Below are 25,391 nucleotides of genomic sequence, written 5' to 3' on the forward strand. Positions count from 1 at the left end.
GGTTGCCGGCAGTCAGCGCCGCGAGCCGATATCCGCATCCTCCTTGCTGCCTGCCAGCAGACAGGTCACCTCGTCGGTGTGGCAGATCCGATCGCCGCGAAAGGTGAAGAGGCCGCTCACCTTGCAGACCAGGGTGCCGCCGTCCTGGCGGGTGGCCCGTACCACATGGGTCGAGTGCACCCGCTCCCCCTGCGCCAGGGTGGCGACAAACTCGATTCTCGCCCCGGCCAGATGGCGGCGCAGTGTGGCGATGTGCTGGTGAAACGCCGGGTAGTCGAGCCGCTCGCCGTTCACCTCCTGGCAGTAGTCGGGGGTGAACCAGTCGTCGAGCTCCGCCAGGGGGAAGGCGGGATCGCAGATGACGCGCTGCAGGCAGGCTTTCAATCGTTCGGTGTGGTGCATGGTCTGCTCCTGACAGGGGGGATGGAGGAGCCAGCATAGGCCAGGGGACGGCGAGGGGAGAGGGGGGAAGGCGCCATCATGGCGGTCGAACGCGCCATGATGGCCGGGGATCAGCCGAGGCTTTCCCCCTCATAGAGGGAGAAACCGATGTCCTTGCACCTGGTCGCCAGCGGCTGGCCGCCGAGGCGGGCCAGCAGCATGATGGCGGCTTCGCGACCTATGGTCTCGCGGGGGGTGACGATGCTGGCGAGCTTGGGGGTCATGGCGTGGCCGATGTCGAGGGCGTTGCTGCCGGCGATGGCCACCTGCTGGGGTACCGGGATCCACCTGGCCTGGCATTGCAGCAGGGCTCCCACTGCCAGGTCGTCGTTGGTGCAGAACAGGCCGTCGAGATCGGGGAAGCGCGCCATGGCCTGGGCCAGCAGCTCTCCCCCCAGGGTGAAACTGGAGGATTGCTCCGTCAGCAGGTGCTGGCCGGTCAGACCGAAATCGGCCATCGCCTGGTAGTAGCCTTCCATTCGCAGCTGGGTGCGCACGTCGAGCCGGGCGCCGAGGTAGATCACCTTGCGCCGTCCCCGGCGCAGCATCTCTGTTACCATGGCCCGGGCGGCGGCCCGGTGATCCATGCCCACCACCATGTCGATGGGGGAGAGGGGCAGATCCATGGTCTCCACCACCGGGATGCCGGCGGTGGCGATCATCTTGCGGGTGCGCTCGGTGTGCTGGGTGTCCGAGAGGATGAGCCCGTCCACGTTGTAGGAGAGGAGCGAGGCGATCTGCTCCTCCTCCCGCTCCGGGCTGTAGCCGTAGTGGGCGAGCAGGGTCTGGTAGCCGGCGGGCCGGGTCACCGCCTCGATGCCGTGGATCACCGCCGAGAAGACCTGATTGGAGAGGGAGGGGATCAGGATGCCGATCGCCTTGCTGGTGGCGTTCGACAGCATGTCCGGCGCCCGGTTCGGGATGTAGCCGAGCTCCTCCACCGCGGCGGCGATGCGCTCGCGGGTCCCTTCGGCCACGGCGGACGGGTCGCGCAGGTAGCGGCTGACGGTCATCTTGGTGACACCGGTCAGGTCGGCAATGTCCTGCAGGGTAGGGCGGCGCTTGCGGGTGTCGTTCATCTGGGGATCCGGCAAAAAATGTTACACGTAACATTACCGTTTTTGCACGGTAATGTCAGCATATGACGCCATCAACAGGGGGCAGGGGATGATCAAGGGCAGGTGCTTCGAGGGGGTCCACTTCGAGCAGCAGGAGGTGGAGGGGGAGCAGTTCCAGGGGTGCCGCTTCATCGGCTGTCACTTCTCCTGGCTCGATCTCGGGGAGAGCCGCTTCGTCGACTGCAGCTTCTATGACAGGGAACGGGAGCTGGGATGCCTGTTTCAGGGCTGCGATCTGAGGGAGGCGAGCTTCCTGCGCTGCGATCTCACCCTGGCGGACTTCGGCCGCAGCCAGTGTCTTGGGCTGGAGATGCGCGACAGCCAGGCCATGGGGATCAACTTCGCCCATGCCAGCTTCGCCAACCGGATCACTGCCAAAAGCTATTTCTGCGAGGCCCACCTCACCGGCAACAACTTCAGCTACGCCAACTTCGAAAGCTGTCTGCTGGAGCGGTGCGAGCTTGCCGGCAACCGCTGGCACGGGGCCAACCTGCTTGGCGCCTCCCTGGCAGGCTCGGATCTCAGCGGCTCCGAGTTCGGGCAAATCGACTGGACCAGCTTCAACCTGCAAGGCTGCGATCTGCGCCAGTGCGATCTGCCCGGTCTGGATCTGCGCCGGGTCAACCTCGCCGGGGTGCAGATCAATGAAGATCAGCAGCAGGGGCTGCTGGAGCAGATCGGGCTGGTGGTCTTCCCCTGAGCGGGGTGGAAAAGAGGTAAGTTTTCATCATCGGGGCGGGCGGTGTGGTGCCCCCCCCTGGCAAGCAAAAGTCTGCGCGATGCAGACTTTTTGTCAGGTGAAGTGGTAAACGACGCGGTGTTGCTGTCTTTTGCTCCCTGCCCCCCTCGCGGGAGAAGGGCTGGGGATGAGGTAGCGGACTCCACTCGGGCACCGCCAAGGCGGGCTTAGCGTCTGGCCAGCCACTTGGTCGGGTTGATGGCCTCGCCCTGATAGCGGATCTCGAAGTAGAGGCCGGAGCGCTCCTGTCCGCCGCTGTCGCCGACCAGGGCCACGGGCTCACCCTGCTCCACCTTTTGTCCCACCTGGCGCAGCAGCGACTGGTTGTGGCCGTAGAGGCTCATGTAGCCCTTGCCGTGGTCGATGACCAGCAGCATGCCGAAGCCGTCGAGCCAGTCGGCGTAGACCACCTGGCCCGGTGCCACCGCCTTGACCTGGGTCCCTTCGCTGGCGCCGATCAGGGTGCCCTTCCACTTCAGCTCGGCGGTACGCGGCGAGCCGTAGGAGATGAGGATGGGGCCCTGCACCGGCCAGCGCAGGTTGCCACCCGTGCTCAGACCGCCGTAGCCGTTGCTGCTTGCCTTGGCGCTGTTGCGGGCGGCCGCTTGCTGCTGCGCCACCTTGGCCTGCTGTTCGGCGACGCGTTGCTGCTGGGCCGCCAGCCGCTGCTGTTCGCCGACCTGGCGCTGCTGGGCCGCGATCCGCTGCTGCTCCTCGATGCGCTTCTGTTCGGCTGCCAGGCGCTGGGCCTCCAGACGGCGCTGGCGCTCCTGCTCGGCCTTGATCTTGGCGAGGCGCTCCCGCTCGGCCCGTTCGTGGCGTTCCTTTTCTTCCTGCTGACGACGCAGCTCTTCCAGCCGCGCCTTGAGCGCCTTCTCCGCCTTGACCAGCTTGTCGAGCTTCTGCTCGTCGGCCTGCACCGATTGCTGCAACTGGTTGCGCACCTTGGCACGGCTCTGCTGGCTGGCCAGCAGGCTCTGGTGATGCTCCTGCTGCTCGCCGAGCAGGGTCTGGAGGCGGTTCTCGGTCTCCCTGGTGGCCTGCTGGTTCTTGGCCAGCTTGTCACGGGTGGCGCGCAGGGCTTCGATGGCCTCGATACGGGCCTTGTTGAGGTAGTCGAAATAGTCGAGGGCGCGGCTCAGTTTGGCCGGATCCTGCTGGTTGAGCAGCAGTTTGAGGTAATCGTGGTTGCCCGCCTGGAAGGCGCTTTCCGCCTGCTTGGCCAGCAACTGCTTCTGGTGTTTGGCTTGCTGCTCCAGTGCCAGCTTGTCCTGCTGCAGGGACGCCAGCTTCTGCTGGTTCTGCCGGAGTTGCTGTCTGGTCTGCTCGAGTTTGGCGGCGGCAGCCGAAATGGCCTGCTCGTCAGCCTTGAGCTGGGTGTTGAGCTTGGCAAGCTCCTGCTTGCTGAGCTTGAGGGTCTGTTGTTGTTCCTTGATCTGGGACTGCATGGCCCCCAGCTGCGGGTTCGCAGCCTGGGCTGTGCCGGTACCGCCGATCAGGCAAAAAAACAGCGCGCCGGCCAACAGGCCGACGCGACTGGTTTTCTGTGAAATAATTTCGCATCCCCGCATGGGGCAGGATTATTTCAGAATCATCAGGGGCTTGCCAGTCATTTCCGGCGGCACCGGCAGACCCATCAGGGTCAGCATGGTGGGGGCCAGATCGGACAGTTTGCCACCTTCGGCGACCTCGGCTTTACGACCGAAGTAGATGAGGGGAACCGGCAGATTGGTGTGGGCGGTGTGGGCCTGACCAGTCTCTTCGTCCATCATCTTCTCGGCGTTGCCATGGTCTGCGGTGATGAGGCACTCGCCACCCACTTCCGCCAGGGCGTCGGTGACGCGACCGATGCAGTGGTCGACCGCTTCACAGGCTTTGACGGCCGCATCGAACACGCCGGTGTGGCCGACCATGTCGCCGTTCGGGTAGTTGCAGATGATGACGTCGTACTTGCCGCTCTTGATGGCCGCAACCAGCTTGTCGGTCAGCTCTTCGGAGCTCATCTCCGGCTGCAGGTCATAGGTGGCCACTTTCGGGCTGGCGACGATCTCGCGATCTTCGCCAGTGAAGCAGGCCTCTTCGCCGCCGTTGAAGAAGAAGGTGACGTGGGCGTACTTCTCGGTTTCGGAGATGCGCAGCTGGGTCTTGCCCTGCTTGGCCAGCCACTCACCCAGGGTATTGACCAGGGCGGTGGGCGGATAGGCACAGGCGGTTTTGATGTCGGCCGCGTATTCGGTCAGCATCACGAAGTGCAGCGCCGGGGTGGCGGTGCGGGCGAAGCCGGTGAAGTCGGTATCGACGAAGGCGCGGGTGATTTCGCGGGCGCGGTCGGCGCGGAAGTTCATGAAGATCAGCGCATCGCCGTCGATCATCGGTACAGCGTCGCCGATGCGGGTGGCTTTGACGAACTCGTCGTTCTCGTCGCGGGCATAGGCGGCGGCCAGCGCGTCGGTGGCGTTGTCGGCGGTGAATTCGCCCTTGCCCTGGGTCATCAGGTCATAGGCCTGCTGCACGCGATCCCAGCGGTTGTCGCGGTCCATGGCGTAGTAACGACCGATCATGGAGGCGAAACGACCCTTGCCCAGTCGGGCAAACAGGGCGTCGAACAGCTCGATGGAGGACTGGGCACTGCGCGGCGGGACGTCGCGGCCATCCAGGAAGGCGTGGAAGTAGATCTGCTCGGCGCCACGCTTGGCGGCCATCTCGATCATGCCCATGATGTGCTCTTCGTGGCTGTGTACGCCACCTGGGGACATCAGACCCATGATGTGCACGGCCTTGCCCTTGGTCACGGCAGCGTCGACAGCCTTGGCCAGCTCGACGTTCTGGAAGAAGTCGCCGTCCTGGATGTCCTTGGAGATGCGGGTCAGCTCCTGATAGACGACGCGACCGGCACCGATGTTGGTGTGGCCCACTTCGGAGTTGCCCATCTGGCCGTCCGGCAGACCCACGTCCAGGCCGGAGCCGGAGATCAGGGTGCTGGTGTAGTCACGGGCCAGGCGATCCAGATTGGGGGTCTTGGCAGCAGCAACGGCGTTGTACTCTTGCTTGGTGCTGTAGCCCCAACCGTCCATGATGACCAGAACCAGCGGTTTCTTAGCTGTTGACATAAGGCTATGTCCTCTCGGATAGGAATGAATTGCGGGAAGTGAAACTAGCGTAATATTACTACATCTGCCGAAATAGTCACCTGATAGCCAAGTCCCTCTCCAGCCTCGCTTTTTAACTGTTATCCCGCTGTTTTAGGCATGTTGCCGGCTTGTCTGCCGCGGCGGGTTTTCCTCTGTTTCCCCCCTCTTTTCGGCATGGCGCATCCTCTCGTTCGGCCCGGTTGGAGGAGGAAGAATCGGCAGCCATCCCTGATGGGAGCTTGCTCTCGCTTTGCCGCCAAGATGGCTGATCTTATGCAGGGCCCCATGTATACTCGGGCCCTTGTCTTGGTCCCTGGATAGTAGAAGATGCAAGAGTATTTGGATTTCGCGGCCCGCAATCCGCTGCTGACCGCAGCCTGGTTGGGCCTGGCAGGCACCCTGGTGTATACCACTGTGCGTGCTCGTTTTTCTCCGGTGAAGGCGGTCAACAACCACGCCGCTACCCTGCTTATCAACCGTGAAAATGCCACCGTCGTGGACATTCGCAGTCAGGATGAATTTGCCAAGGGCCATCTGGCCGGGGCCCATCACCTGCCGCTCGCCCAGATCCAGGCGAATAATCTGGGTCCGGTTGAAAAGCACAAGGATGCCCCCATCATAGTGGTGTGCGAGTCGGGGATGACCGCTGGTGGCGCGGGTCGCCAACTGAGCAAGGCCGGTTTCAAGCAGGTGTATGTGCTCAGCGGTGGCATGGCCCAATGGCGTGCAGACAATCTGCCGGTGACCAAAAAACGCTGATTTAAGGGCCTGCGCCCACTCATTATCTTAAAAAGGAATCAAACGAAATGGCTGACGAAATCAACAACCAGGAAGTGCAACCGGAATTCCACATCCAGCGTGTCTACACCAAGGATGTCTCCTTCGAAGCCCCGAATACCCCGCACATCTTCCAGAAAGAGTGGCAGCCGGACGTCAAGCTGGACATGGACACCAAGACCAATGTCCTGGCCGACAGCGTCTATGAAGTGGTGCTGACCCTGACTGTCACCTGCAAGCTGGAAACCGAGACCGCCTTCCTGTGCGAAGTGCAGCAAGCCGGCATCTTCACCATCGGCAACCTGCCTGAGCCGCAACTGGCCCACTGCCTGGCGGCCTTCTGCCCGAACATCCTGTTCCCGTATGCCCGCGAAGCGGTGTCCAACCTGGTGAGCAAGGGTTCCTTCCCGCAGCTGAACCTGGCACCGGTCAACTTCGACGCCCTGTTCGCCCAGCACATGGCGCAGGTACAGGCCCAGCAGGCGACTGCGGAAGCCTGATAATGGCCGACCAGATCGCAATCTCGGTCCTGGGGGCGGGGTCTTATGGCTCCGCCCTTGCCATTTCTCTGGCGCGCAATGGTCATCCGACCCTGCTGTGGGGTCACGACCCTGCCCATGTCGCCGAGCTGGAACAGGATCGCTGCAACAAGGCATTCTTGCCGGATGTCCCCTTCCCGGCCGATCTGCAACTGACGTCGGATCTGCAGGCGGCGGTGCAAGCCGCTCCCGTGCTGCTGCTGGTGGTGCCGAGCCATGTGTTCGGCCAGGTACTGGCCCGGGTCAAACCCTTCCTGCGCCCGGATACCCGGATCGCCTGGGCGACCAAGGGGCTGGAGCCGGACAGCGGCCGTCTGCTGCAAGAGGTGGCGCGGGAGGTGCTGGGGGATGCCATTCCACTGGCGGTCATCTCGGGCCCGACCTTCGCCCGCGAGCTGGCCGCCGGTCTGCCGACCGCCATCTCGGTGGCCTCGACCCACGACGACTTTGCCGACGATCTCTCCCACCTGCTGCACTGCGGCCGCTCGTTCCGGGTCTATACCAATCCGGACTTCATCGGTCTGCAGCTGGGCGGGGCGGTCAAGAACGTCATCGCCATCGGTGCCGGTCTCTCTGACGGACTCGGCTTTGGCGCCAACGCCAGAACCGCGCTCATCACTCGGGGTCTGGTGGAGATGCAGCGTCTGGGCGCCGCCCTCGGGGCCGACGCCAAGACCTTTATGGGGATGGCGGGGCTCGGGGATCTGGTGCTGACCTGTACCGACAACCAGTCACGCAACCGCCGTTTCGGTCTGGCGCTGGGAGCGGGCAAGTCGGTTGACACCGCCATGGCCGAGATAGGCCAGGTGGTGGAAGGCTATCGCAACACCAAGGAAGTGCATCTGCTGGCGGCCCGCTGTGGCGTCGAGATGCCCATCTGCGAACAGATCTTCAAGGTGCTCTACGAGGGCAAGAATCCGAAAGAGGCAGCCATCGCCTTGCTGTCGCGAGACAAGAAGGACGAGTGATCTTCTGCCAGCCGCAGCATGCAAAAGGCCCCGCCAGCTGGCGGGGCCTTTTCTTTGCCGCAAGGGGGCAAATCAGTAGTAGGAGTGGTCGCCGCGCTGGTGCTCGGTGGCATCCTTGACGCCGTTGAGCTCGCCCGGGAATTTCTCCAGCAGCTGCTTCTCGATCCCCTCTTTCAGGGTGTAGTCGACCATGGAGCAACCGTTGCAACCGCCGCCAAACTGCAGGATGGCCAGTTTGTCGTCGGTCAGCTCGACCAGGGTGACCTTGCCGCCGTGACCGGCCAGCATGGGGTTCACCTCGGACATCAACACGTACTCGATACGGTCGATCAGCGGGGCGTCGTCGGCCACCTTGCGCATCTTGGCGTTGGGTGCCTTCAGGGTGAGCTGAGAGCCCATCTGATCGGTGACGAAGTCGATGGTGGCATCCACCAGGAAGGGGGCGCTCAGGGGATCGACCAGGCAGTCGAAGCCGCTGAACGGCAGGTGCTGATCTTCCGGATCGACCGCGTCGGGTGGGCAATAGGATACGCCGCACTCGGCATTCTGGGTTCCCGGATTGACCACAAACACCCGGATGTTGGTGCCATCAGGCTGCTTCTCCAGCAACTTGCGGAAGTGGGCCTGGGCGGTGTCGGAAATGCTGATCATCACTATCCTCATAAACCTGAGTGTACGACTAGGGTATTCATGATAACTCGCTTGGCGGGGCTTGGGTAGCGTGCCGATGGCGAGCCTGTGAGCCCGGGCGTATCGGAATCATGCCGCCAGCGGACTCCCGGGCCGGATCCCTGCCCGGTTATTTCAGGTGTCGGAGGGTACGGCAGATGGCCCACACCTCTACCGTGGTGACGCCGTGCTCATGAAGCAACCGGGTGAGCTGACCTGCGGTGGCGCCCGTGGTGACCACATCATCAAGCAGTGCCACATGCCGGTAGTGGTGAGGCGCCATTTCGAAGGCGCCACGCAGATTGCGTCGCCGCTGGCCGGCACTGAGCCGGGTCTGTTGCGGGGTCGACCTTGTCCGGCGCAGTACGCGGGTGTCGCAAGGAATGCCGGTGAGTGCGCTCAGGGCATGGCCGATTTCTTCTGCCTGATTGAAGCCGCGCCACCACTGGCGCCACCAGTGCAGGGGAACCGGAATGATGACCTGCGGCGGGTTGGCGAGATCCAGATGGTCTGCCAGCAGGCGGGCAAGCAGCGGCGCGAGCAGGATCTGACCGGAATACTTCAGCCGGGGGATGAGTTGGGGATAAGGTGCCTGATAATCGCCGATCACCTGCAAACGCTCCCAGGGGGCGGGTCTGCGCTGGCAGCGTCCGCACAGCAGTTTGCTCTCGCGATGTTGCTCCGGCAGCGGTGCTGCACACATCAGGCATCGTCTGTCGTGCTGGCGCTGGGCGTGGCGGCACCAGGAGCACAACAAGGGCGTCTCGTCACAGGGTTGGCGACAGAGCAGGCACAGACCAAGCCAGTCGGACTGGGTGCCAAGGATCGGACTTGCTTTGGCGAACAGCCGCTTTAACATGCAGGCTCCAAGCAGATAAACAGGGATCTTGAGTCTAGATGAGCATATCGGTTGAGCGGTTTGGCCAGGGCCCGGACCTGGTGTTGTTGCATGGCTGGGGCATGAACGGGGCCGTCTGGCACGGTATTGCCCAAGAACTGGCTGCCCACTATCGGCTGCATCTGGTGGACCTGCCCGGCTTTGGCAACAGCCCCCTGCAAGCAGGGACAGACTACACCCTGCCCTGGCTGGCAGAGCAGGTGGCGGCCATATTGCCCGAAAAATGCCATCTGCTCGGCTGGTCCCTCGGTGGTCTGGTGGCGAGCCAGTTGGCGCTGACCATGCCTGAGCGCCTTCACTCTCTCATTACCGTAGCCAGCTCTCCCTGCTTCATGGCCCGCGACGAGTGGCCCGGGATTGCCCCCAAGGTGCTGGCGGGGTTCAACCAGATGCTGGCCGGCGACTTCATGCAGACCATAGAGCGCTTCCTCGCGATCCAGGCCATGGGCAGCGAGCACGCCAGAAACGACATTCGCCAGTTGCGTCACTGGCTGGCGGAGCGACCCGCTCCCCGGCTTGCGGCCCTGGAGGCGGGTCTGGGCCTGCTGGCCGAGGTCGATCTGCGGGATGAACTGATCGGCCTGGATCTGCCCTGGCTGCGTCTTTACGGCAGGCTGGATACCCTGGTGCCGAAGGCCGCCATTCCCTTGCTGGATGCGCGCTACCCTGCCAGCCACAGTCTGGTGCTGGAGAAGGCATCCCATGCTCCCTTCATCTCCCATCCAGAGCAGTTCATCACCCTCCTGCGGCGGTTCATTGACTGAGATTTGAGCGGCAGGCTTCAATAACTCGTCAGGTTGGTGGATAATTAGCCAACCCTATAAAGGAGTGTGCCAATGCGTATCGAATCAGCCATGACGGCGGGCGTGCAGGGGTTCCAACGGGCCGAGCAGTTGGCCGGACAGGCGTCCAGCCAGATCGCCCGTCTCAATACGCCAGCGGGTGATCAGGTGCAGTTGCCGGATGAACTGGTGAATCTCAAGGTGGCCGAGCTGCATGCCGGGGCATCCGCCAAGGTGATCCAGACGGCCAGCGACATGCTGGGCACCCTGATCGATATCCGGGTGTGACATGAACATCAACGTCAGTCTGCCGACCATCATTCCGAATCAACTGCAGCCGCAGACGGAATCGGCACAGACTGACAACCGCCGCGCCGAACTGGTGCCCCCCAGCCGCCAGAGCGAAGCGTCCAACGCCGAGTCCGGCGTCGGTTCCCAGAAAGAGAGATCCCGGGCCGCCCAGGCCAATCCCGCCGCCCCATCCTCGTCCACGAAAGAGAACGGCCAGACCGGCCCCGTGATGGTGGCGCACCGTTTTGTCGAGGCAACGGGGGAGGAGGGGGAGCGTCGACAACGTCAGGAGGGTGAACAGCAGGAGCAGCAAAAGCAGCAGCGTCAGGTGGCTGCGCTGGTCGAACGGGATCTCGAAGTTCGCAAGCATGAGCAGGCTCACCAGGCCGCCGGCGGCGAGCATGCGGGGAGCCCTACCTACCAGTTTTCCCGTGGGCCGGATGGCAAGCGTTATGCCACCGGGGGGGAGGTGGTCATCGACATGGGGACCATTCCCGGGGATCCCGCCGCGACCATCGCCAAGATGCAGCAGGTGCGTGCCGCTGCACTGGCTCCCGATGAACCATCGTCACAAGACATGAGTGTGGCCCGTGCCGCCTCTGGCAAGGAGGCACAGGCCCGCAAGGATCTGATGACTCTCAGGCAGGAAACCACAGGCCCGCTCGGTGCTTATATGGACAATCGAAACCAGGTGATTGCCAGGCACTATCAGCAAGCGGTGAGGCCAGCCTCCCCCCATAGCCTGAGTCAGGACGTTTGATCCCGCTCCGTGCAGGCATGAAAAAGCCCCTTTCGGGGCTTTTTTGCATTCTGGGGACTTATTTCTTCAGTTTCGACAGGGCAGCCGCGAAGGCGTTGCCCATGGCACCCTCGGTCGGAGCGCTCTGACGGGGCGCCTGTTTCGGTCGGGCGTTGCCGGTGTGACGCGGCTCGGCCGGTTTGCGTGCAGGCTGGCCGGCTTTTTCATCCAGACGCATGGTCAGACTGATGCGTTTGCGCGGTACGTCGACTTCCAGCACCTTGACCCGGACGATGTCACCGGCCTTGACCACCTCGCGGGGATCCTTGACGAAGCGATCGGTGAGGGAAGAAATGTGCACCAGCCCGTCCTGATGGACACCGATGTCGACGAAGGCGCCGAAGTTGGTGACGTTGGTGACCACACCCTCCAGCACCATCTCGGGCACCAGATCGCTGATTTTCTCCACCCCTTCCTTGAAGGTGGCGGTCTTGAACTCGGGACGCGGGTCGCGGCCGGGCTTGTCCAGCTCGCCGATGATGTCCGTGACTGTAGGCACCCCGAACTGCTCGTCGGTGTAGTCGGTGGGCTTGAGGGTGCGCAGCAGGCTGCTGTTGCCGAGCAGGCTGTCCACGGTCTGCTCCAGCTTGGCGAGGATCCGCTCCACCACCGGGTAGGATTCCGGGTGCACCGCCGAGCCGTCCAGCGGATTGCTGCCGCCCCGAATGCGCAGGAAGCCGGCGCACTGCTCGAATGCCTTGGGCCCGAGCCGGCTTACTTTCAGCAACTGCTGACGACTCTTGAAGGCGCCGTTCTCGTCGCGGTAGGCGACGATGTTCTGGGCCAGGGTCTGGGAGAGGCCGGAAACCCGGTTGAGCAGGGCGACCGAGGCGGTATTCACATCCACCCCCACCGCGTTCACGCAATCCTCGACCACCGCGTCGAGGCGGCGGGCCAGCTGGCTCTGGCCGACGTCGTGCTGGTACTGGCCCACACCTATGCTCTTGGGATCGATTTTGACCAGCTCGGCCAGGGGATCCTGCAGCCGGCGGGCGATGGAGACAGCGCCGCGAATGGAGACGTCGAGATCCGGGAATTCCTGGGAGGCGAGCTCGGAGGCGGAGTAGACCGATGCCCCCGCTTCACTCACTACTATCTTCTGTGCCTTGGCGGCCGGGTAGCGCTCGAACAGATCGCTCACCAGGCGGTCGGTTTCCCGGGATGCGGTGCCGTTGCCGATGCTGATGAGCTCGACCTTGTGCTTCTGGCACAGCTCGCTCAGGGTCTTGAGACTCTGGTCAACCTGGCGTTTGGGTTCGAACGGATAAATGGTCGCGTGATCGACCAGCTTGCCGGTGGCATCCACCACCGCCACCTTGACCCCGGTGCGGATGCCGGGATCCAGCCCCATGGTGCAACGCATGCCGGCCGGCGCCGCCATCAGCAGATCCTTGAGGTTCATGGCGAATACCTTGATCGCCTCGTCTTCTGCCGATTCGCGGATGCGACCGATCAGCTCGGTCTCCATCTGCAAGGAGAGCTTGATCTTCCAGGTCCAGCTCACCACCCCTTGCAACCACTTGTCGGCCGGGCGGTGTTGCAAGTTGAGCCTGAGGTGATGGGCAATGATCCCTTCGCAGGGGCTGGCGCCCTCATCGTCACCAGCGACCAGCGCCAGATTGAGCACTCCCTCGTTGCGACCGCGCAGCATGGCCAGCACCCGGTGGGAGGGGGCCTTGTGCAGAGGTTCGTCATGTTCGAAGTAATCCTTGAACTTGGCCCCTTCCTGCTCCTTGCCGGCCACCACGCGAGCGCGCAGGGTGGCGTTGTGCCACAGGTAGTCCCGCAGCTTCTCCAGCAGGTCGGCCTGCTCGGCGAAGCGCTCCATCAGGATATAGCGGGCACCGTCGAGGGCGGCCTTGCCGTCGGTGATCCCCTGCTCGGCATTGAGGAAGCGAACCGCCTCCTGCTCGGGATCTTTCAGCGGGTCGCTCAGCAGCAGGTCGGCCAGTGGCTCCAACCCCGCTTCGATGGCCATCTGCCCCTTGGTGCGGCGCTTGGGCTTGTAGGGGAGGTAGAGGTCTTCCAGCCGGGTCTTGCTGTCGGCGTCGTTCAGCTCGCGGGCCAGCTCGGGGGTCAGTTTGCCCTGCTCTTCGATGGAGCGCAGGATCACCTGGCGGCGATCCGCCAGTTCACGCAGGTAGCCGAGGCGACTCTCCAGGGTACGCAGCTGGCTGTCGTCCAGACCGCCGGTCACCTCTTTGCGATAACGGGCGATGAAGGGGACGGTGGCACCTTCGTCCAGCAGGCGAACGGCGGCCTGCACCTGCTCCGGGCGGGCATTCAGCTCACCGGCAATCTGATGTTCTATTACGTGGCTTTGCATGGAGGGTCTCTTGGTCGGGTCCTGGTCAACGGGCAGGCGCGAGGCGATGTCGCCGGGCAGGGGTCTGTCCTGGCGGTACTCAAGGTACCAGCCGGACCACTGCCGCGCGGGCCGGTTGGCGCCGCAAGGCGCCGGGTGTGAGCACTATATGGGGTCGGGCAGCGGGATGCCACCCCGGCAGAAATGACGTTTCTCATACCCGGTGGGCGGACATGCTCGGTCTCTCCTGGCCTTGTCAGCCGATTTGGCAGTGAGGCTCGGCCTGGCTTATTTGGGATAGCTGATCTCATTGATGTACCAGCAGGCGTCACCCACTGGCGTTTGAACCATGGCTTCATCGCCCACCTCTTTCTTGAGCAGGGCACGGGCCATGGGGGAGTCGATGGAGATGTAATCCTTGCGGCCGAAGATCTCGTCATAGCCGACGATGCGAAAGCGCTTGGTCTCACCCTCGTCGTTTTCCACCTCGACCCAGGCGCCGAAGAAGACCTTGCCCTCCTGGGAGGGGGAGTAGTCGACTATGGTCAGCTCTTCCAGGCACTTGCGCAGGTAGCGAACCCGGCGGTCGATCTCCCGCAGGCGTTTCTTGTTGTACTGGTAATCGGCATTCTCGCTGCGATCACCCAGGCTCGCCGCCCAAGCTACTTTTTTGGTGACATCGGGCCTCTCCTCCCGCCAGAGCATGTCGTGCTCCTGCCGGAGCCTGGTGTAGCCTTCACGGGTAATGAGTTTGGTTTTCATGGGGTTATCACTCCCTCGCCAATTGCATCCGGTTGCCCGGGATCTTAGTCATTGTCGCCGCCCTGTCGAGCAAAAGCAGAGCTGGCCATCCATCCTTCCCGGCTCCGGGGCCGAATGAGGGCAATAACCGGTAACATATTTATGCTTTGTGGTTGCAGGGGGCGGCTCTAGTATGAGGGGAGACAGAAAAGAGAGGTGGCAATGAGTCAGCAATACAAGGTCCTGGTGGTGGACGACGATCTGAAACTGCGTTCCTTGCTGGAGCGCTACCTCACCGAGCAGGGGTTTGTAGTGCGGGGTGTCGCCAACGGGGAGCAGGCCGATCGCCTGCTGACGCGTGAAAACTTCAGCCTGATGGTGCTTGATCTGATGCTGCCGGGGGAAGACGGCCTCTCCATCTGCCGCCGCCTGCGCGAGGCCGGCAACCAGATCCCCGTCTTGATGCTCACCGCCAAGGGAGACGAGGTGGATCGCATCGTCGGTCTGGAGATGGGGGCCGACGATTATCTGCCCAAGCCGTTCAACCCCCGTGAGCTGCTGGCCCGGATCCGCGCCGTGCTGCGCCGCCATACCGTGGAGCTGCCCGGCGCCCCTTCCGCGGCGGAGAAGATGGTGAGTTTCGGGGCCTACCAGCTCAATCTGGCGACCCGTGAACTGAGTCGTGATGGCGAACCGGTTGCCCTGACCAGCGGGGAGTTCGCCGTGCTCAAGGTGCTGGTGAGTCATCCTCGCGAACCGCTCTCCCGTGACAAGCTGATGAACCTGGCCCGTGGTCGCGAGTACACGGCCACCGAGCGCAGCATCGATGTGCAGGTCTCCCGCCTGCGCCGCCTGCTGGAACAGGACCCGGCCCAGCCCCGCTATCTGCAGACCGTCTGGGGTCTGGGGTATGTGTTCGTACCGGACGGTGAGAACGCATGAAGAAAGTGGGCAGCATGTTCTCCCGCATGCTCTGGTTTCTGGCTGCCGTGCTGGTGGTCTATCAAGTCGTCTCCTACGTTACCTTCTACAACTACCTGCTGGCGCCGACCGTCAAGCAGATCAGCCACCTGCTGGCAAACCAGGTCAAACTCATCTTCCCGGTGGACAAAAACCAGCTGGCGCTCAGTGAAGATGCCGAGGCGCTGGTCTATGTGACCACTGGCAGCGACATCTATACCCAGAGCGAGGCGGAGCAGCACGGGCTGAATGATTCCAAGCCCTACCCCTATCTGGAGCAGAGCATCAGCCGCGAATTGAAAGGGGATACCAGGGTCAGGGTTGAAATCCAGGATCACTACATCATCTGGATCCAGCCTCCCCAGGCCAGCCAGATGTGGGTGCGCATTCCCCTGACGGAAATTGAAGATGACGACATCGAACCGCTCATCCTCTATATGAGCGTCTTGCTGGTGGTGACCCTGTTTGCAGCCTGGCGTTTTGCCCGTCAGCTGGTGCGGCCGCTGGAGGATCTGGAAGCGGGGGCGGTGGCGGTAGCGCGCGGCAACTTTCCCGATGCCCTGGGGGAGCAGGGCTCGCGGGAGGTGCGCCGCCTGACCCGCACCTTCAACCACATGTCGAGCTCCATCAAGGGGCTGATCGAGGAGCGCAACCTGATGATGGCCGGGGTATCCCACGATTTGCGCACCCCTCTTACCCGTATTCGTCTCGCGACCGAGATGATGTCCTCCGGGGATGAGTACCTCAAGGAGAGCATCAATGCGGACATCGATGAGTCGAACGGCATCATCGATCAGTTCATCGACTACATTCGCCCGAACGAGGGGCTCGATGCCCGGCCCGTCGACCTGACCCAGCTCATTCACGATGCGTTGCTGATGCAGACCGATCAGGGACTGGAAGTGGAGCTGCTCCTGCCGGAGGAGGCGGTGCGTGTGGCCTGCCATCCCATCAGTATTCGCCGTATCCTCAACAATCTGTCGGGCAACTCCCTGCGCTATGGCGCGACCCGGTTGCAGGCCGAGCTCAGGGATGATGGCCACTGGGTGCGGCTGCGACTCTCCGACAATGGCCCGGGGATCGCAGAAGAGGACTACTCCCGGGTGCTCAAGCCCTTCACCCAGGGCAATGTGGCGCGCACCGGTGGCGGGAGTGGGCTGGGGCTGGCCATCGTTGCCAAGATAGTCTCCCAGCATCACGGCACCATCAGGTTGGGGCGCTCCGAACTGGGGGGCTTGCAGGTGGAGATCCGGCTACCCAAGAACCAGCCTCTGGAGTGGATGGATTGAAAGCAGGGCGTATCGAGGGATACGCCCTTTGTCTGTCAGGGGTGGGGGTCGCTCACCTTGCGGTAGCGCTTGCCATATTTGAGTTGCTGGATAAGCAGGGCGGCGACGATGAGAACCAGCCCGATGGGGGTTGCCGGGTGAATGGTTTCGCCGATCAACAGGTTGAGCAGCACCAAAGAGGCAAACGGCGAGATGAAGATGAGGTTGCTGATGGGGGCCGTGTTGGTGGCGTGGCGCAGGGCCATCAGCCAGAGCACGAAACCGAAACCCATCTCGAACAGCCCCACATAGATGGCGCCGGCCCATCCCTGCCAGGCGGTCATGGCAAAGTCCGAGAGCAACCAGGTCGCCACGATGATGAAGGGCAGGCTGATGAGGAAGCCGAGCAGCAGGCTGACGACGGGATCCCCCTGATTGCGGGTGTTGAGGATCCAGTAACCGGCCCAGATCAGGGTCGACACCAGCGCCAGCGTGACGCCGAGCGGACTGTCGAACTGCAGACCGAACACGTCCCCCCTGGTGGCGATCACCAGGGCGCCGAAATAGCCGAGCACGATGGCGACGCCATCGCGGCGGCGCAGCTTTTGACCGAGGAAGGGAACGGCCAGCAGGCTGAGGGTGATGGCCCAGGTGTAGTTGAGAGTCTGCGCCTGCTGGGCGGGCAGCAGATCATATGCCTTGAACAGCAGCAGGTAATAGAGGAAGGGGTTCAGGACCCCGAGAGCGAGGTAGTAGAGGGGGCGACTCTTGATGTAGTCGAGCAGTAGCGGCAGTTTGCCCTGACAGGCCACGATGCACCCCAGCGTCAGGGTCGAGGTGCAGGCCGCGACCAGCAGCAGCTGTACCGGTTCAAAGTAGGCGAGGGAGATCTTGAAGGCGCTGGCCACCGTGGACCAGAGGGCGACGGCACAGAGCCCGTACTGGTAGGCTTTCTTCTGATTCTTGAGCATGGGATGGGTTCCGCAGACAGGGGCGAGCGCGCAGTCTATCAGCCTGTTTGCTACATTGTCGTTACCCTGCCAGGCAAGGGCTTGCCCAGCCGTTGGCGAGATCCATCTGTCACATAAAATTGCGCACAATCTGTCCGCCTTCACTTGCGTGAGTGGAAAAAATCCGTATAATCCTCTCCGCTTGCCCATGAGGCAGCCAGACGATATGTCTGTTTGCTGAGCTTCCCGTTTACGAGTTGCCAGCCATACAGTCCTCCCGATATGGGAGGAAACGTGAAAAATCACACCTCTGGCGGGAGTAATCCCGGTCGGGCGGTGTTGATTTATGTTCTTTTATCTATTGGAGCTCTGTCAATGCAGAACCAAAGAATCCGTATCCGCCTGAAGGCTTTTGATCATCGCCTGATCGATCAATCCACTGCGGAAATCGTTGAAACTGCTAAGCGCACTGGCGCGCAGGTTCGCGGTCCTATCCCGCTGCCGACTCGCAAAGAGCGTTTCACCGTTCTGATCTCCCCGCACGTCAACAAAGACGCGCGTGATCAGTACGAGATCCGCACTCACAAGCGTCTGGTAGACATCGTTGAGCCGACTGACAAGACCGTTGACGCTCTGATGCGTCTGGATCTGGCAGCTGGTGTAGACGTCCAGATCAGCCTGGGTTAATTACGGAAAGAGGTTGATAACAATGACAATCGGTCTTGTAGGTCGCAAAGTGGGTATGACTCGCATCTTCACTGAAGATGGCGTTTCTATCCCGGTGACTGTTATCGAAGTTGAAGCTAACCGTGTAACTCAGGTCAAATCTGTAGAAACCGACGGCTACAACGCTATTCAGGTTACCACTGGCGCCAAGAAAGCCAGCCGCGTAACCAAGCCGGAAGCTGGCCACTTCGCCAAAGCTGGTGTAGAAGCCGGTCGCGGTCTGTGGGAATTCCGCCTGAACAACGGTGAAACTTTCACTGTTGGTAGCGAGCTGAAAGTAGATCTTCTCGCTGACGTTAAGCTGGTAGACGTTACCGGCACATCCAAGGGTAAAGGTTTTGCCGGTACTGTTAAGCGCTGGAACTTCCGTACCCAGGATATGACCCACGGTAACTCCCTGTCCCACCGTGTACCTGGCTCCATCGGTCAAAACCAGACCCCGGGCCGTGTATTCAAGGGCAAGAAGATGGCTGGTCACATGGGTGCTGAGCGTGTAACGACTCAGAACCTGGAACTGGTTCGTGTTGACGCTGAACGCAACCTGCTGCTCATCAAAGGCGCAGTACCGGGTGCAACCAACGGCAACGTGATCGTTAAACCTGCCGTCAAAGCGTAACGTCTGAGGAGATAGTAATGGAATTGGTAATGAAAGACGCCAAGAGCGCTCTTGAAGTTTCCGAGACTACCTTCGGGCGCGAATTCAACGAAGCTCTGGTTCACCAGGTTGTCGTTGCATATGCCGCTGGTGCCCGTCAGGGTACTCGTGCGCAGCTGACTCGCTCTGAAGTGTCTGGTGGCGGCAAAAAGCCGTGGCGTCAGAAGGGTACTGGTCGTGCCCGTGCTGGCTCCATCCGTTCGCCCATCTGGCGTTCCGGTGGTGTGACCTTTGCTGCTAAGCCGCAAGATCACAGCCAGAAAGTAAACAAGAAGATGTACCGCGGCGCTATCCGTAGCATCCTGTCCGAGCTGGTACGTCAAGAGCGCCTGATCGTTGTTGAGAAGTTCGGCATCGAAGCGCCGAAGACCAAAGAACTGATCGCCAAGCTGAAAGAAATGGAACTGACTGACGTTCTGATCGTGACTGCTGAAGTCGATGAGAACCTGTTCCTGGCTGCTCGTAACCTGTACAAAGTTGACGTGCGTGACGTTGCCGGTATCGACCCGGTCAGCCTGATCGCTTTCGACAAGGTTCTGATGACTGCTGACGCAGTTAAGCAAATCGAGGAGATGCTGGCATGATCCGTGAAGAGCGTCTGCTGAAAGTTCTGAAGGCTCCGCACATCTCTGAAAAGAGCACCATGGTCGCAGAAAAGCAGAACACTATCGTGTTCAAAGTTGCTGTTGATGCCACCAAGGCGGAAGTCAAAGCTGCAGTTGCGAAACTGTTCGAGGTCGAAGTTGAGACCGTCCGTACCCTGAACATGAAGGGTAAGACCAAGCGCGCAGGTGCACGCGTAGGCCGTCGTTCCGATTGGAAAAAGGCTTATGTGACCCTGAAAGCTGGTCAGGACATCGACTTCATGGGCGCAGCCGAGTAAGAGGAGTTCTGAAAAATGGCAATCGTTAAGTGCAAGCCTACTTCTCCGGGCCGCCGCCACGTCGTCAAGATCGTCAACCAAGAGCTGTACAAGGGCAAGCCCTTCGCCGCTCTGCTGGACAGCAAAAGCAAGTCCGGTGGCCGTAACAACAACGGTCGTATCACCACTCGTCATATCGGTGGTGGTCACAAGCAACACTACCGTCTGATCGACTTCAAGCGCGACAAAGACGGCATTCCGGCCAAAGTTGAGCGTCTGGAATACGATCCTAACCGTACCGCAAACATCGCCCTGGTGCTGTATGCAGACGGTGAGCGTCGTTACATCTTGGCCCCGAAAGGCCTGAAAGCTGGTGATGCAATCGCCTCTGGTGCTGATGCTGCCATCAAGGTAGGTAACACCCTGCCGATGCGCAACATCCCGGTCGGTTCTACCGTTCACGCCGTTGAGATGAAGCCTGGTAAAGGTGCCCAGCTGGCTCGTTCCGCTGGTACTTTCATCCAGATCCTGGCTCGTGAAGGTAACTATGTAACTCTGCGTCTGCGTTCCGGCGAAGTACGTAAAGTTCTGGCCGAGTGCCGCGCTACCATCGGTGAAGTGGGTAACTCCGAGCACATGCTGCGTCAACTGGGTAAAGCCGGTGCTAACCGCTGGCGTGGTATTCGTCCGACCGTTCGCGGTATGGCGATGAACCCGGTTGATCACCCGCACGGTGGTGGTGAGGGTCGTAACAAGGGCATGCAGCCTGTGTCCCCATGGGGCCAGAAGGCTAAGGGCTTCAAGACCCGTAAGAACAAGCGTACCGACAAGTACATCGTACGTCGTCGTAACAAGTAATTGTTAACATAGAGGAATCACCATGCCACGTTCTCTCAAGAAGGGTCCATTTATCGACCTGCACTTGCTGAAGAAGGTAGAGAAAGCGGTGGAAAGCGGGGATAAAAAGCCGGTTAAGACCTGGTCCCGTCGTTCAATGATCATCCCGAACATGATCGGTTTGACCATCGCTGTCCATAATGGTCGTCAGCACGTTCCGGTTTTCGTTACCGAAGAAATGATCGGTCACAAACTGGGTGAATTCGCACCGACTCGTACTTATCGCGGCCATGCTGCTGATAAGAAGGCTAAGAAGCGCTAAGGGATAAATGATGGAAGCTATCGCTAAACACCGTTATGCCCGTACTTCTGCCCAGAAAGCTCGTCTGGTAGCCGATCAAGTACGTGGTCTGTCCGTAGACAAGGCTCTGAACATCCTGACCTTCAGCCCGAAAAAGGCTGCTGTTCTGGTGAAGAAAGTGCTGGAATCTGCCATTGCCAACGCTGAGCACAACGAAGGTGCCGATATCGACACCCTGCGTGTTGCCACCATCATGGTAGACGAAGGTCCCTCCATGAAGCGCATCCGCCCGCGTGCCAAAGGTCGCGCGGATCGTATCCTCAAGCGTACCGCTCACATCACTGTAGTGGTATCCGACGCTAAGGCTGGGAGATAAGCAATGGGTCAGAAAGTACATCCTAATGGCATTCGCCTGGGTATTACCAAGCCTTGGAATTCTACCTGGTTCGCGAACACCAAAGACTTCGCTGACAACCTGTACAGCGATTTCCAAGTACGCCAGTTCCTGACCAAGGAGCTGAAAAACGCTTCCTTGTCCAAGATCACCATCGAGCGTCCGGCCAAGAGCATCCGTGTGACCATTCACACCGCTCGTCCGGGTGTCGTGATCGGCAAGAAAGGCGAAGACGTTGAAAAACTGCGCAAAGCTGTAGCCGCAATCGCTGGCGTGCCTGCTCAGATCAACATTTCCGAAGTCCGCAAGCCGGAGCTGGATGGCAAACTGGTTGCCGACAGCATCACTTCCCAGCTGGAGCGTCGCGTAATGTTCCGTCGTGCTATGAAGCGCGCCGTACAGAACGCCATGCGCCTGGGTGCCAAGGGCATCAAAGTGGAAGTTTCCGGTCGTCTGGGCGGTGCTGAAATCGCGCGTACCGAATGGTACCGTGAAGGTCGTGTGCCCCTGCACACCCTGCGCGCCGACATCGACTACGCAACTTCTGAAGCCCACACCACTTACGGTGTGATCGGCGTTAAAGTTTGGATCTTCAAGGGCGAAGTTCTGGGCGGTCTGGCTGCAGTCAATGCTGCCGCTGCTCAAGAGCAAGCTCCTGCGAAGCCCAAGCGTGACAACAAGCGCCGCGCTGCCAAGTAAGGAGATTCGGTAAATGTTGCAACCTAAGCGTACTAAATTCCGCAAGACCCACAAGGGTCGTAACCGCGGTCTGGCCAATGCCGGTAACGAAGTATCCTTCGGTACCTTTGGCCTGAAGGCGACATCTCGTGGTCAACTGACTGCTCGTCAAATCGAAGCAGCCCGTCGTGCCATGACCCGTCACGTTAAGCGTCAAGGCAAGATCTGGATCCGTGTGTTCCCGGACAAGCCCATCACCGAAAAGCCCCTCGAAGTTCGTATGGGTAAAGGTAAGGGTAACGTGGAATACTGGGTTTGCCCGATCCAGCCTGGCAAGGTTCTGTACGAGATGGATGGTGTACCTGAGGCTCTGGCGCGTGAAGCGTTTGCCCTGGCCGCAGCTAAGCTGTCTGTTCAGACCACTTTCGTAATTAAGACGGTGATGTGATGAAAGCCCAAGATCTGCGTCAAAAGAGCGTCGAAGAACTGAACCAGGAGCTGCTGGGTCTGCTGCGTGAGCAATTCAACATGCGCATGCAAGCTTCCACCGGCCAGCTGGCTCAGACTCACACTCTGAAACAAGTGCGTCGTGACGTCGCACGTATCAAGACTGTACTGACTGAGAAGGCAGGTGCGTAATGACTGACAAGATCCGTACTCTGCAAGGTCGTGTAATTAGCGACAAGATGGACAAGTCCATCACCGTCGCTATCGAGCGCAAGGTAAAGCACCCGATCTACGGTAAGATCATCAAGCGCACTACCAAGCTGCACGTGCATGACGAGAACAACGAGTGCAAGGCTGGCGATCTCGTGGAAATCCGCGAGTGCCGCCCGCTGTCCAAGACCAAGTCCTGGACCCTGGTTGCTGTCGTAGAAAAGGCCTAATTCGGTACTTTTTAGCCCAAACGGCCCCCCATCGGGGCCGTTTGTTTTTTAGGCTACCTTTTCAAAAATAGCTGTGTTATAGTTTCGCGCCTTTTGAAGGCAGCCAGATCCCATCAGGGATAAGAAGTAAACAAAGCGGAGCACTAAGATGATCCAGATGCAAAGTATGCTGGGTGTTGCCGACAACTCCGGCGCTCGCAGTGTAATGTGTATTAAGGTTCTGGGTGGTTCGCACCGCCGTTATGCCGGCATCGGCGACATCATCAAGGTTTCCATCAAGGAAGCCATTCCTCGCGGTAAAGTGAAGAAAGGTGATGTGTATAACGCGGTGGTCGTACGCACCCGTAAAGGCGTTCGTCGTCCGGACGGCTCTGTCATCCGTTTCGACAACAATGCGGCTGTGTTGCTTAACAACAACCAACAGCCAATCGGTACTCGTATTTTTGGCCCGGTGACCCGTGAACTCCGTAACGAGAAGTTCATGAAGATTGTGTCCCTGGCACCCGAAGTACTGTAAGGAGTCGAACGATGGCAGCTAAAATCCGTCGCGAAGACGAAGTAATTGTTCTTACCGGCAAAGACAAGGGCAAGCGTGGCAAAGTCACTCAAGTCCTGATTGCAAAAGGTAAGGTAATCGTGGAAGGCATCAACCAGGTGAAGAAACACCAAAAGCCGGTACCCGCACTGGGTCAGGCTGGCGGCATCGTCACCAAAGAAGCCCCCATCGATGTATCTAACGTCGCGCTGTTCAACTCTGCCACTGGCAAGGCTGACCGCGTTGGTTTCCGGATTGAAGACGGCAAGAAAGTCCGTTTCTTCAAATCCACCGGCGAACTTGTGAAGTAATTGGAGTTTAACGATGGCGAAACTGCATGATTACTACAAATCCGATGTAGTAAATGAACTGTCCAAGCAGTTCGGTTACAAGACTATCATGCAAGTCCCTCGGATCGAGAAAATCACCCTGAACATGGGTGTTGGTGAAGCGATCTCTGACAAGAAGTTGCTGGAAAATGCTGCTGCCGATATGGCTGCCATTTCCGGTCAGAAGCCGCTGATCACCAAAGCACGCAAATCTGTTGCGGGCTTCAAGATTCGTGAAGGCTACCCGATAGGTTGTAAAGTAACCCTGCGTGGCGAGCGTATGTGGGAGTTCCTGGAACGGCTGATTTGCATCTCCGTACCGCGTATCCGTGACTTCCGTGGTCTGAACGCCAAGGCGTTCGATGGCCGTGGTAACTACTCCATGGGCGTGCGTGAGCAAATCATCTTCCCGGAAATCGACTATGACAAGGTCGATCGCGTCCGTGGTCTGGATATCACCATCACCACTTCCGCGAATACCGACGAAGAAGGCCGTGCTCTGCTGGCTGCCTTTAACTTCCCATTCCGCAAGTAAGGTTAGGGTTATGGCTAAAACATCCATGAAAGCACGTGAAGCAAAGCGTGCGAAGCTGGCAGCCAAGTTCGCGACCAAGCGTACCGAGCTGAAAGCTATCATCGTTGATATGAACGCTTCTGAAGAAGCGCGTTGGGATGCTGTCTTGCAACTGCAACAGCTGCCCCGTGATTCCAGTCCGTCCCGCCAGCGTAACCGTTGCAACATCACTGGTCGTCCGCACGGTTTCCTGCGGAAGTTTGGCCTCTCTCGCATCAAGGTGCGTGAGCATGCCATGAAGGGCGAAATTCCGGGCCTCAAAAAGGCCTCTTGGTAAGAATCTCGGGAGTTAGACTATGAGCATGCAAGATCCGATCGCGGATATGCTGACCCGCATCCGTAACGGTCAGGCGGCGAGCAAAGTTGCGGTTTCCATGCCTTCTTCCAAGCTGAAAGTGGCTATCGCCAAAGTGCTGAAAGAAGAAGGTTACATCGCTGGCTACAACGTAGCTGGTGACGTGAAACCGGAACTGGAAATCGAACTGAAGTATTTCCAGGGCAAGCCGGTTGTAGAACTGATCCAACGCGTGAGCCGTCCCGGCCTGCGTATTTACAAGCGCACTACTGATCTGCCGAAAGTCATGGGCGGTCTCGGTGTTGCTATCGTGTCCACGTCTAAAGGTGTGATGACCGACCGTGCTGCCCGCAAGGCAAGCATGGGTGGTGAGATCATCTGCTACGTCGCTTAATAGGAGGTCGGAAATGTCTCGCGTTGCTAAGGCACCCGTCACTATTCCTGCTGGCGTAGAGGTGACTCTGAACGGCCAAGAACTGTCCATCAAAGGTGGCAAGGGTTCCCTGGTTCGTTCCATCCACGCCGGTGTAGAAGTGACCAAAGAAGACAATGTACTGAAGTTCGCCCCGCGCGATGGCATCGCTGGTGCTGACGCTCAGGCCGGTACTGCCCGTGCATTGGTCAACAACATGGTAGTCGGTGTTACCCAAGGCTTCGAGCGCAAGCTGCAGCTGGTTGGTGTAGGTTACAAAGCCTCCATCAAGGGCAATGCTGTTGCGCTGGCACTGGGCTTCTCTCACCCGGTAGAGCATGCGCTGCCGGCTGGTGTCACCGCTGAATGTCCGTCCGCCACCGAGATCGTTCTGCGTGGTGTGGACAAGCAGCTGGTTGGCCAAGTCGCAGCCGATATCCGTGCTTACCGCGCTCCGGAGCCCTACAAGGGCAAGGGTGTACGCTATGCCAACGAGCAAGTGCGTACTAAAGAAGCTAAGAAGAAGTAAG

General features: G+C 60.2%; 35 protein-coding genes. 26 read left to right on the plus strand and 9 right to left on the minus strand.

Annotated features, from left to right (window positions below; genetic code table 11):
- Positions 1 to 12 precede the first annotated feature (12 nt).
- Together AB5Y80_RS09950 and AB5Y80_RS09955 are read right to left on the minus strand one after the other, a co-directional pair.
- Positions 13 to 402, minus strand: coding sequence for a nuclear transport factor 2 family protein (locus AB5Y80_RS09950; RefSeq protein ID WP_368172872.1), 390 nt, complete (start codon positions 400 to 402; stop codon positions 13 to 15).
- 110 nt (positions 403 to 512) lie between these two features.
- Complete coding sequence (locus tag AB5Y80_RS09955; protein ID WP_045522401.1) at positions 513 to 1,520, minus strand: substrate-binding domain-containing protein; 1,008 nt, start codon at positions 1,518 to 1,520, stop codon at positions 513 to 515.
- 88 nt (positions 1,521 to 1,608) lie between these two features.
- Here AB5Y80_RS09955 and AB5Y80_RS09960 point away from each other — a divergent pair, with 88 nt between their 5' ends.
- Positions 1,609 to 2,259 (plus strand): Qnr family pentapeptide repeat protein, encoded by a 651-nt coding sequence (locus AB5Y80_RS09960; RefSeq protein WP_368172879.1) that lies wholly within the window; start codon positions 1,609 to 1,611, stop codon positions 2,257 to 2,259.
- A gap of 206 nt (positions 2,260 to 2,465) precedes the next feature.
- On the opposite strand, the gene AB5Y80_RS09965 is transcribed toward AB5Y80_RS09960, so the two are convergent.
- Positions 2,466 to 3,869 (minus strand): peptidoglycan DD-metalloendopeptidase family protein, encoded by a 1,404-nt coding sequence (locus AB5Y80_RS09965; RefSeq protein WP_368172873.1) that lies wholly within the window; start codon positions 3,867 to 3,869, stop codon positions 2,466 to 2,468.
- A gap of 9 nt (positions 3,870 to 3,878) precedes the next feature.
- Positions 3,879 to 5,408, minus strand: coding sequence for a 2,3-bisphosphoglycerate-independent phosphoglycerate mutase (gene gpmM / locus AB5Y80_RS09970; protein WP_052816405.1), 1,530 nt, complete (start codon positions 5,406 to 5,408; stop codon positions 3,879 to 3,881).
- A gap of 348 nt (positions 5,409 to 5,756) precedes the next feature.
- Between gpmM and AB5Y80_RS09975 the strand changes: the two genes are divergently transcribed.
- Genes AB5Y80_RS09975 through gpsA form a run of 3 tightly spaced genes read left to right on the plus strand, consistent with a single transcriptional unit; the run spans position 5,757 to position 7,713 of the window.
- Positions 5,757 to 6,188: a rhodanese-like domain-containing protein gene (locus AB5Y80_RS09975; RefSeq protein ID WP_010672546.1), complete on the plus strand. Its 432-nt coding sequence runs from the start codon at positions 5,757 to 5,759 to the stop codon at positions 6,186 to 6,188.
- A 47-nt stretch (positions 6,189 to 6,235) separates the two neighbouring features.
- Positions 6,236 to 6,706, plus strand: a complete 471-nt coding sequence (gene secB, locus AB5Y80_RS09980) for a protein-export chaperone SecB (RefSeq protein WP_010672547.1) — start codon at positions 6,236 to 6,238, stop codon at positions 6,704 to 6,706.
- Positions 6,707 to 6,708: 2 nt separating this feature from the next.
- On the plus strand, positions 6,709 to 7,713 hold the full coding sequence (gene gpsA, locus AB5Y80_RS09985) for an NAD(P)H-dependent glycerol-3-phosphate dehydrogenase (protein WP_010672548.1): 1,005 nt from the start codon (positions 6,709 to 6,711) through the stop codon (positions 7,711 to 7,713).
- A 72-nt stretch (positions 7,714 to 7,785) separates the two neighbouring features.
- Here the strand turns inward: gpsA and nfuA are convergent, their stop codons facing one another.
- Entirely contained in the window at positions 7,786 to 8,364 is a 579-nt protein-coding gene (nfuA, locus tag AB5Y80_RS09990; RefSeq protein WP_010672549.1) for a Fe-S biogenesis protein NfuA, read from the minus strand.
- A gap of 148 nt (positions 8,365 to 8,512) precedes the next feature.
- On the minus strand, positions 8,513 to 9,241 hold the full coding sequence (locus AB5Y80_RS09995) for a ComF family protein (RefSeq protein WP_368172874.1): 729 nt from the start codon (positions 9,239 to 9,241) through the stop codon (positions 8,513 to 8,515).
- Between the two features lie 38 nt (positions 9,242 to 9,279).
- On the opposite strand from AB5Y80_RS09995, the gene bioH reads away from it, so the two are divergent.
- From bioH to AB5Y80_RS10010, 3 genes are all read left to right on the plus strand, one after another.
- The gene (bioH, locus tag AB5Y80_RS10000) at positions 9,280 to 10,044 is read left to right on the plus strand and encodes a pimeloyl-ACP methyl ester esterase BioH (protein WP_368172875.1); all 765 of its coding nucleotides are present in this window, start codon (positions 9,280 to 9,282) and stop codon (positions 10,042 to 10,044) included.
- 72 nt (positions 10,045 to 10,116) lie between these two features.
- Positions 10,117 to 10,350: a hypothetical protein gene (locus AB5Y80_RS10005; RefSeq protein WP_010672552.1), complete on the plus strand. Its 234-nt coding sequence runs from the start codon at positions 10,117 to 10,119 to the stop codon at positions 10,348 to 10,350.
- Between the two features lies 1 nt (position 10,351).
- On the plus strand, positions 10,352 to 11,113 hold the full coding sequence (locus tag AB5Y80_RS10010) for a putative metalloprotease CJM1_0395 family protein (protein WP_043153510.1): 762 nt from the start codon (positions 10,352 to 10,354) through the stop codon (positions 11,111 to 11,113).
- Positions 11,114 to 11,171: 58 nt separating this feature from the next.
- Here the strand turns inward: AB5Y80_RS10010 and AB5Y80_RS10015 are convergent, their stop codons facing one another.
- Entirely contained in the window at positions 11,172 to 13,478 is a 2,307-nt protein-coding gene (locus tag AB5Y80_RS10015) for a Tex family protein (protein ID WP_319909005.1), read from the minus strand.
- Positions 13,479 to 13,745: 267 nt separating this feature from the next.
- Positions 13,746 to 14,219: a transcription elongation factor GreB gene (gene greB / locus AB5Y80_RS10020; protein WP_039039492.1), complete on the minus strand. Its 474-nt coding sequence runs from the start codon at positions 14,217 to 14,219 to the stop codon at positions 13,746 to 13,748.
- Between the two features lie 201 nt (positions 14,220 to 14,420).
- On the opposite strand from greB, the gene ompR reads away from it, so the two are divergent.
- Together ompR and envZ are read left to right on the plus strand one after the other, a co-directional pair.
- The gene (gene ompR, locus AB5Y80_RS10025) at positions 14,421 to 15,140 is read left to right on the plus strand and encodes a two-component system response regulator OmpR (RefSeq protein ID WP_010672556.1); all 720 of its coding nucleotides are present in this window, start codon (positions 14,421 to 14,423) and stop codon (positions 15,138 to 15,140) included.
- Positions 15,137 to 16,447, plus strand: a complete 1,311-nt coding sequence (gene envZ / locus AB5Y80_RS10030; RefSeq protein WP_368172876.1) for a two-component system sensor histidine kinase EnvZ — start codon at positions 15,137 to 15,139, stop codon at positions 16,445 to 16,447. Before ompR ends, envZ begins: the two co-directional genes overlap by 4 nt.
- 35 nt (positions 16,448 to 16,482) lie before the next feature.
- Here the strand turns inward: envZ and AB5Y80_RS10035 are convergent, their stop codons facing one another.
- Positions 16,483 to 17,397 carry a DMT family transporter gene (locus AB5Y80_RS10035; protein WP_041214072.1) on the minus strand — a complete coding sequence of 305 codons (915 nt, stop codon included), beginning with the start codon at positions 17,395 to 17,397 and terminating at the stop codon, positions 16,483 to 16,485.
- A 354-nt stretch (positions 17,398 to 17,751) separates the two neighbouring features.
- Here AB5Y80_RS10035 and rpsJ point away from each other — a divergent pair, with 354 nt between their 5' ends.
- The 17 genes from rpsJ to rplF all read left to right on the plus strand — a co-directional run bounded on the left by rpsJ (position 17,752) and on the right by rplF (position 25,390).
- A complete protein-coding gene (gene rpsJ, locus AB5Y80_RS10040; protein WP_005307944.1) occupies positions 17,752 to 18,063 on the plus strand; it encodes a 30S ribosomal protein S10 in 312 nt (103 codons plus the stop codon).
- Positions 18,064 to 18,085: 22 nt separating this feature from the next.
- A complete protein-coding gene (gene rplC / locus AB5Y80_RS10045; protein WP_010672559.1) occupies positions 18,086 to 18,718 on the plus strand; it encodes a 50S ribosomal protein L3 in 633 nt (210 codons plus the stop codon).
- Between the two features lie 17 nt (positions 18,719 to 18,735).
- Positions 18,736 to 19,341, plus strand: coding sequence for a 50S ribosomal protein L4 (rplD, locus tag AB5Y80_RS10050; protein ID WP_005340616.1), 606 nt, complete (start codon positions 18,736 to 18,738; stop codon positions 19,339 to 19,341).
- Positions 19,341 to 19,640, plus strand: a complete 300-nt coding sequence (rplW, locus tag AB5Y80_RS10055; protein WP_342690021.1) for a 50S ribosomal protein L23 — start codon at positions 19,341 to 19,343, stop codon at positions 19,638 to 19,640. Before rplD ends, rplW begins: the two co-directional genes overlap by 1 nt.
- 15 nt (positions 19,641 to 19,655) lie before the next feature.
- Positions 19,656 to 20,477 (plus strand): 50S ribosomal protein L2, encoded by an 822-nt coding sequence (rplB, locus tag AB5Y80_RS10060; protein ID WP_010672560.1) that lies wholly within the window; start codon positions 19,656 to 19,658, stop codon positions 20,475 to 20,477.
- A gap of 22 nt (positions 20,478 to 20,499) precedes the next feature.
- Entirely contained in the window at positions 20,500 to 20,778 is a 279-nt protein-coding gene (gene rpsS, locus AB5Y80_RS10065) for a 30S ribosomal protein S19 (RefSeq protein WP_005307960.1), read from the plus strand.
- A 10-nt stretch (positions 20,779 to 20,788) separates the two neighbouring features.
- Positions 20,789 to 21,133, plus strand: coding sequence for a 50S ribosomal protein L22 (gene rplV / locus AB5Y80_RS10070; RefSeq protein WP_010672561.1), 345 nt, complete (start codon positions 20,789 to 20,791; stop codon positions 21,131 to 21,133).
- Between the two features lie 3 nt (positions 21,134 to 21,136).
- Positions 21,137 to 21,850 carry a 30S ribosomal protein S3 gene (rpsC, locus tag AB5Y80_RS10075; protein ID WP_005331168.1) on the plus strand — a complete coding sequence of 238 codons (714 nt, stop codon included), beginning with the start codon at positions 21,137 to 21,139 and terminating at the stop codon, positions 21,848 to 21,850.
- A 13-nt stretch (positions 21,851 to 21,863) separates the two neighbouring features.
- A complete protein-coding gene (rplP, locus tag AB5Y80_RS10080; RefSeq protein WP_010672562.1) occupies positions 21,864 to 22,277 on the plus strand; it encodes a 50S ribosomal protein L16 in 414 nt (137 codons plus the stop codon).
- Entirely contained in the window at positions 22,277 to 22,468 is a 192-nt protein-coding gene (rpmC, locus tag AB5Y80_RS10085) for a 50S ribosomal protein L29 (RefSeq protein WP_005307965.1), read from the plus strand. The genes rplP and rpmC overlap by 1 nt, the downstream gene beginning before the upstream one ends.
- Positions 22,468 to 22,716 carry a 30S ribosomal protein S17 gene (gene rpsQ / locus AB5Y80_RS10090; protein ID WP_005307966.1) on the plus strand — a complete coding sequence of 83 codons (249 nt, stop codon included), beginning with the start codon at positions 22,468 to 22,470 and terminating at the stop codon, positions 22,714 to 22,716. Before rpmC ends, rpsQ begins: the two co-directional genes overlap by 1 nt.
- A 148-nt stretch (positions 22,717 to 22,864) precedes the next feature.
- Positions 22,865 to 23,233, plus strand: coding sequence for a 50S ribosomal protein L14 (gene rplN, locus AB5Y80_RS10095; RefSeq protein WP_005307975.1), 369 nt, complete (start codon positions 22,865 to 22,867; stop codon positions 23,231 to 23,233).
- Between the two features lie 11 nt (positions 23,234 to 23,244).
- Entirely contained in the window at positions 23,245 to 23,562 is a 318-nt protein-coding gene (rplX, locus tag AB5Y80_RS10100; protein ID WP_005307977.1) for a 50S ribosomal protein L24, read from the plus strand.
- Positions 23,563 to 23,575: 13 nt separating this feature from the next.
- On the plus strand, positions 23,576 to 24,115 hold the full coding sequence (rplE, locus tag AB5Y80_RS10105; protein ID WP_005331162.1) for a 50S ribosomal protein L5: 540 nt from the start codon (positions 23,576 to 23,578) through the stop codon (positions 24,113 to 24,115).
- A 10-nt stretch (positions 24,116 to 24,125) separates the two neighbouring features.
- Entirely contained in the window at positions 24,126 to 24,431 is a 306-nt protein-coding gene (gene rpsN, locus AB5Y80_RS10110) for a 30S ribosomal protein S14 (protein ID WP_005331161.1), read from the plus strand.
- A 19-nt stretch (positions 24,432 to 24,450) separates the two neighbouring features.
- Positions 24,451 to 24,843 (plus strand): 30S ribosomal protein S8, encoded by a 393-nt coding sequence (rpsH, locus tag AB5Y80_RS10115; protein WP_010672564.1) that lies wholly within the window; start codon positions 24,451 to 24,453, stop codon positions 24,841 to 24,843.
- A gap of 13 nt (positions 24,844 to 24,856) precedes the next feature.
- Positions 24,857 to 25,390: a 50S ribosomal protein L6 gene (rplF, locus tag AB5Y80_RS10120; protein ID WP_010672565.1), complete on the plus strand. Its 534-nt coding sequence runs from the start codon at positions 24,857 to 24,859 to the stop codon at positions 25,388 to 25,390.
- Position 25,391 lies beyond the last annotated feature (1 nt).

Source organism: Aeromonas sp. R2-1 (assembly GCF_040908425.1).
GTDB classification, from domain to species: Bacteria; Pseudomonadota; Gammaproteobacteria; order Enterobacterales; family Aeromonadaceae; genus Aeromonas; species Aeromonas caviae.